The sequence below is a fragment of the Pseudoglutamicibacter albus genome (genome assembly GCF_022346425.1).
In the GTDB taxonomy this organism is placed as follows: domain Bacteria; phylum Actinomycetota; class Actinomycetes; order Actinomycetales; family Micrococcaceae; genus Pseudoglutamicibacter; species Pseudoglutamicibacter albus.
Genome location: NZ_JAKRCW010000014.1, coordinates 65,237 through 71,236, shown reverse-complemented (window position 1 = coordinate 71,236; position 6,000 = coordinate 65,237). Strand labels below are relative to the sequence as shown.

Annotated in this window: 6 protein-coding genes; 4 read left to right on the top strand and 2 right to left on the bottom strand. The window is 56.7% G+C overall.

The features are described from left to right. Positions 1-224 precede the first annotated feature (224 nt). From MHJ63_RS08675 to MHJ63_RS08660, 4 genes are all read left to right on the top strand, one after another. Positions 225-2,045: an ABC transporter ATP-binding protein gene (locus MHJ63_RS08675; protein WP_239447179.1), complete on the top strand. Its 1,821-nt coding sequence runs from the start codon at positions 225-227 to the stop codon at positions 2,043-2,045. Positions 2,046-2,192: 147 nt separating this feature from the next. Beyond that, the gene (locus MHJ63_RS08670; RefSeq protein WP_239447178.1) at positions 2,193-2,852 is read left to right on the top strand and encodes an Abi family protein; all 660 of its coding nucleotides are present in this window, start codon (positions 2,193-2,195) and stop codon (positions 2,850-2,852) included. A 476-nt stretch (positions 2,853-3,328) separates the two neighbouring features. Continuing rightward, positions 3,329-3,718: a TetR/AcrR family transcriptional regulator gene (locus MHJ63_RS08665; protein ID WP_239447177.1), complete on the top strand. Its 390-nt coding sequence runs from the start codon at positions 3,329-3,331 to the stop codon at positions 3,716-3,718. 29 nt (positions 3,719-3,747) lie between these two features. After that, on the top strand, positions 3,748-4,119 hold the full coding sequence (locus MHJ63_RS08660) for a hypothetical protein (protein WP_239447176.1): 372 nt from the start codon (positions 3,748-3,750) through the stop codon (positions 4,117-4,119). Between the two features lie 38 nt (positions 4,120-4,157). Here the strand turns inward: MHJ63_RS08660 and MHJ63_RS08655 are convergent, their stop codons facing one another. Continuing rightward, positions 4,158-4,451, bottom strand: a complete 294-nt coding sequence (locus MHJ63_RS08655; protein WP_070507348.1) for an antibiotic biosynthesis monooxygenase family protein — start codon at positions 4,449-4,451, stop codon at positions 4,158-4,160. Positions 4,452-4,615: 164 nt separating this feature from the next. Further along, complete coding sequence (locus MHJ63_RS08650; protein ID WP_239447175.1) at positions 4,616-5,143, bottom strand: hypothetical protein; 528 nt, start codon at positions 5,141-5,143, stop codon at positions 4,616-4,618. Positions 5,144-6,000 lie beyond the last annotated feature (857 nt).

Here is a 6,000-nt window from a genome sequence, read left to right as displayed (position 1 = left end):
TTCGATACGTGTCGACATTGAGACCACACCCTTGTTCATACTTGTTCAGCGTAGGAGTACGCGCTCAAAGTATGTGAGGCACGACTGTAGCTACGCGATCAATATATGTAAGGTACGCCGCTCCATTGCAGAAACTCATGGTCTGACTTAACCTGTTCCAGACCGGTAGCGCCACTAGCCGGGCGTTCCGCTATCCCGCACCGAAGATGATCACGAAAGACACCATGAACGTCTCTGAATCTCCGAGTAACGGCATCGACGACGCGAAGTCGGGTAGCCCTGCGGTCCCGTTCCGGGAAGGTATCGCGCTGTTGTGGTCGTACTCGCGCCCGCATCTTCGAACCCTCATCATCGGTGTGTTGCTGGGGTTGTTCGCAACGGCGATCGCGCTTGCGACACCGATGGTCACCAAGTGGGTGCTCGACTCGCTCGGCACTAATCTCGACCTCACAGGTCCAGTCACGGTCCTGGTGCTAATCCTGATCGTCGGAGTCATCGCGAACCTCGCCCAGAGCGTGCTACTGGGTAGGCTCTCAGAGCGCATCGTGCTAGATGCTCGCCGTGGCCTGGTCAGTCGGTTCTTGCTGGCGAAGCTGGAGCAAATTCAGCGCTTCCGGTCCGGCGAACTCGTCACCCGCGTCACCAGCGACACGCTGCTCCTACGGGAGGCGACGACGAATAGTCTCGTGCAACTCATCAACGGCCTGGTATCCCTGGTCGGAACCATTGTGTTGATGGCGATCCTCGATTGGCCTCTCCTGCTGGCCACGCTCCTCGCGCTGATCGTGGTCGGCGTCTTGTTCGGTGTGCTCGTTCCGCAGATCGGTAAAGCTGACAAACGCGCACAGGACGCCATCGGAGAGCTTGGGGCGACGTTGGAGGGCGGGGTGCGTGCCCTGCGTACCGTGAAATCCAGCCGTGCCGAGCACCGCGAGATCGCACGGGTGAACGCAAAAGCCGAAGAATCTGCCCGGCACGCGATCCGATCGGTCTGGTTCTCGGCACTGGCGTGGTCGGTCGCGGGCGGCGGGGTGCAGCTGGCGATCATCGTCATCCTCGGCCTCGGCGCAGGACGAGTCGCGCTCGGCGAGCTTGCTGTGTCCACTCTTGTCGCATTCCTCATGTATGCCTTCAACATCGTTGACCCGATCACCTCACTGGCCGGGGCATTCTCCACCCTCCAAAGTGGCCTCGCCGCCGCCGCACGCATTCGCGAAACCGAACACCTCGAACTCGAAGACACGCACGCTCGCCCCGCCGATGCACCTGCTCCTGTGAGCCATCCTGATACCCCGGTGCTTACGCTCCGTGCGGTCACAGCAGGCTACGCCGACGCAGAAACCCCCGCGCTGCGCGACATTACTCTCGCCATCCCGCGCAAGGGGCACATCGCACTCGTCGGCCCGTCCGGAGCGGGAAAGACCACCGTCTTCTCACTACTACTCCGTTTCATCGACCCCACCTCAGGGCGACTCGAACTGAACGGTGTCCCGTACGAGCACTTGAGCATCGATGATGTCAGGTCAGGCATCGCCTACGTCGAACAAGAAACCCCTGTGATCCCCGGCACCGTTCGTGACAACGTGCTCTTCCGTGTGCCCGACGCCACCGATGAGGAAGCATGGGAAGCGCTCGCGTCAGTACGTCTCGATCAGAAGATTCGATCCCTCAGTGACGGGCTGGACACTAACGTTGCCGAGACCAGTCTCTCCGGTGGGGAGCGTCAACGCCTTGCCGTCGCACGAGCCCTGGTTCGTCGCCCGAACGTGCTCCTGCTGGATGAAGCCACCGCCCAGCTCGACGCGACCACCGAAGCAGCCATCCAAAACCTCATCGCCACCGCTTCACGAGAAGGCGCGGTCGTCACCATCGCACACCGCTTATCCACCGTGCTCGATGCAGACCAGATCATCGTCCTCGAGAACGGTCAGGTGCGAGACGCAGGAACCCACCGCGACCTCCTCACTCGTGACACCCTCTACCAGGAGTTCATCTCCGCACTACACATTCACACGAGCGGCGACCTTCCCCCGGCCGAAACCTAGAGAACAGCAAGTCGTGTTCGCGGCGATGGATGGCGTGAAACCACGACAATCACGCTTACCTCATGCTAATCTGGAACGCACTATATCTCCCACGCCTCTCCACGGAAGCGCACTTGGGGGATTTTTTCTACCCCACTGGGGCGGTAAATGAGCCAACAGGAACCACGCGATAGGGGTCAGGCGGTTTATAACAAACCAGCCTTGAACCATCCCGAACTCGTTGCGCTTATGCAAGAACGTGGACTGCCTATTCCCGACAGAGCACATGCTGAACGCCACCTTCGCAACATCGGCTACTACCGTCTATCGCCATACACCATCCCATTCAAACGGCACGACTCAGATAAATTCAGGGATGGAATCGTCTTTGATGACCTTTTGAATCTATATTTTTTCGACCGCAAGCTCCGTTTGCTGGTCCTAGATGCGCTGGAACCAGTCGAGGTTGCATTTCGGGCTGCCGTCACCGACCATATGTCACTTCCTCACGGAGCATTTTGGTATCAGGAAGCGAAACATTTCCGCAATAGACGACACCACAATAAGTTTCTTCAGTTGGTGCGTGACGATTGCATAGATCAGCTTCGCGCCAAACCTGAGCAAACAGACGGCACCCTGGTACACCGGTCGGCGCTTGAACATTACCTATTGACATATGGCGAGCCAGATCTCCCTCCGTCGTGGATTGTCATGGAGCGACGCACCTTGGGGCAGATGGAACGCCTGGTGGATAACCTGAAACGACGCGCCGATAAGACAGCGATCGCTAAGACGTTGGGTATAGACGCGCCACTTCTCGAATCTTGAATGCGCACATTCGTTCGTGTGCGAAACATCTGCGCACATCATGGTCGGTTGTGGAATACGGTTTTAGGCGTTTCGCCGATGCTTCCGACCTCGCCCGCGGTGGCATGGCTGTCGGACCGATCAGCCGTCGCTGAAAGCACTCAACGACGCGCTCGGCTCTATCCGGTTCTCGTGGCACTTCAGTCGTTGCTACTGACCCTGTCTCCTCACAGCACCTGGGCATCGAGACTGAAGTCGCTTATAGACGAACACCCCAACCTTCCGCTGGAGGCTATGGGGATGCCTAATGATTGGTTCAAGGATCCGTTTTGGGCTGAGCAAATTAAGAGCTAGTCCGAGAACTCGCCTCCGGACGTCTAGGTTTCGAGGGCCTTCATTCTCCAGTTTCTCTTAGGCACGAATACTGTCCTCTACACGCCTCGATCCACCCACAGAACATTCTTGACCACCAGTTCTAGAACGCATATTCTGAAACTATGGCAAGACCACGGGAGTTTGATACGGCGACTCTCCTGCAGCAGGCGGGTGAGTTGTTCATTAGGCGGGGCTTCACTGCTACCTCGATCGACGAGGTCGTGAAAACCACGGGCGTGGTGAGGGGCAGCCTGTATTCGATCTTCGGCTCGAAGCAAGGCATTTTCGTTGCGGCCCTCAAACATGCCGCAGACGAACACAGCGATGGCGACAACGGTCCTGGCCGCGGGGCGTTGCTTGACTTGCTCAACGTCGCTGTTTTTGAGATCGCTCCCCACAACCGTGACGTTGCGGAATTGGTTCAGCTCATCATCGACGCCAATGGGATTACAGCTCAAGCGCTTGGTCAGCGAGCGCTCGAGCGGGCTTGCCTCACCGAGGCAACCGGCTAGATCTATAGATTTTGAAGAAGGAGAAACGCATGGCTCGCAACAAGGTTGAAATTCAAGACGGGGAGCTCATCGTCACCCCGCGCGGCCTAGACAAGATGTGGTCATTCAAGAGGGAAATCCGTGTGCCGCTGGCACTTGTTCGCGGGGCTACATTCGACCCTGGCGTGGTAACGGAACCGAAGGGGTTCCGCTCGCCGGGGCTGAATACGCTGGGTAAGAAGGTGTCGGCGACGTACCGCAAGGACGGGGAACGCCACTATTGGAACGTGACGGGCGCATCGGACGTGCTCGTGATCGAACTGGACCCGGCGTTTGAGTACAGTCGCCTCATTCTTTCCGTTGATGATCCGGTTGGTTTGGAACGGCGCATTAACGAGGCTGTCCGCGACCGCACACAATGAGCGATGGCGGCCGCGGACAGATTTGAGGCAGGTGCGGGCTACTCGTTGAATGGGACGACGTCGAAGCCGAGCAGTTCCACGCTCATGCCGCGCTGCTCATCGTCGCCGTGATCGCGGGCCGGGCGCGCATCAAGCCATGCCTGGAAGTGCTCGCGGGTTTCCCAACGGGTCACAACAAAGTAGCGGTCCTCCCCGATCTGCGGACGCAACAGTTCAAACCCTTGGAAACCTTCAGCGGTGTCCACGGCTTTCTTCCGTGCAGCGAAACGCTGCTCGATCTCGGCTTCGGCCCCTTCGGGGTATGTGAGTGCCGTGATGTTGACGAACGTCATCTGAACCTCCCTAGACGGCGGCGGTGTTATGCGCCGCGACGTGATTCAACCTTTTAAACAAGGCTACCGATGTTTCCTGAAGTTTCGCCAAGTGGTGGCCGCGGCTCCACTCAGGTGCCGGCCTGGAGCCGGGCGTGAGCTTTCGGATGCACACGGAGCGCGGTTTAGTACTTCTCGTAGAAGTGCGCTAAATGCGGAAACTCGGGGAGTTTGCCGCCATCTCGGATGAAGGTGCAAAAGATAAGAGCGGTGTCATCGATTTTAGGATCCAAAAAAACTTTCCCCTTTTTTATGGGTTTCCCGTAGATGTAACAGCCTTCACCAGTGACCTGTACCTCATTTCGGTAGAAGTGTATGCCCTGGTCTGGTCCGCGCTTATCTGGCTTGAAGCAAAGAGTTTGGGCGCAACTGTTTGGGATAGCGTCATTGCTGATGATGAGGAAAGCCGTCTCGGCCTCTCTCACGAGTTCCTGAAGTTCTTCCAGCGCCCACCTGATCTGCCCGTAAGACGTAACCGGCACCGTCTCGTAATCGCCGCCGTCAACGTATAGGATCCACCCGTCGGGGACTCGCGCGGTGTAATCGAATTCGGGTACTGGGACCGGCGGAGCAGCGTCGGAAGCTTCGATCTCTACATGCTCTTGCTCATCCTGCTTTGTGGTGCTGAATATTTTCTTGAAGAAGGAGAACATGGTGACCTCTCTGTCATTGCTCGGCCCTTGCCACACTAGCCCAGACCACTAGCGGGTGGGACTCCTTCTTAGGCCCAACCATTCCAGTGCACACAAGTTCGATACCCACAATGACCATCCCATTGAAACCAGCTATCTACAGGGTTCCAAGCACGAGCATTGCGACCCTTGAAGCCATCGGACAAGCCCGCGGCGAGACTAGAACGTTACAGTAGGCCTCAAGATGGACAACCTCTGCACGAGATACCGGGCATTTTCTCAACGGGATGGTACTCAGTTGAACGCGCTTATCCTACGGCCGGGCAATCAACAATCGTTCTCCTGTCCGGCGCCCGGGCGCTAGCCAATAAGCGCAAGAATCACTATGCGGTTAGCAGTATCCAGACCTATGGCAAGACCAAACCACCTGGCCTACGCCTCAACGACAAGGCAGTCCATGACGAAAGCGGCTAAACGCATAATATCCCTCGCATGGATGATTTCATAAACACTGAAATGTTGAGCATCCCAGCTCTCGCAACCTATATCCGACATCACGCTGGCGTGGCGACAATTGATGTATATCGAGAACCTAAACCCGGACCACCAAGAAATGAATAGAGAATCCAGAGATCGAATATTGGAGTATTGATATATTCTTTTATTTAAACTTACACAAAGTTGCTTAACAGCGACTCGAGCGATGAAATATTTTCAGCGGAACTCAATTCTCACTGGATTGAGTCCGGCAATCATGACCAGCACTGCGGTCGATGTTTGATGCCTTGACTAAGATCATTCTCAAGCATCGCTGACATTTACTCCCAACGTCAGCAGCACCTCCACCAATGAAGGGCGTTCACTATGACCACGATAGA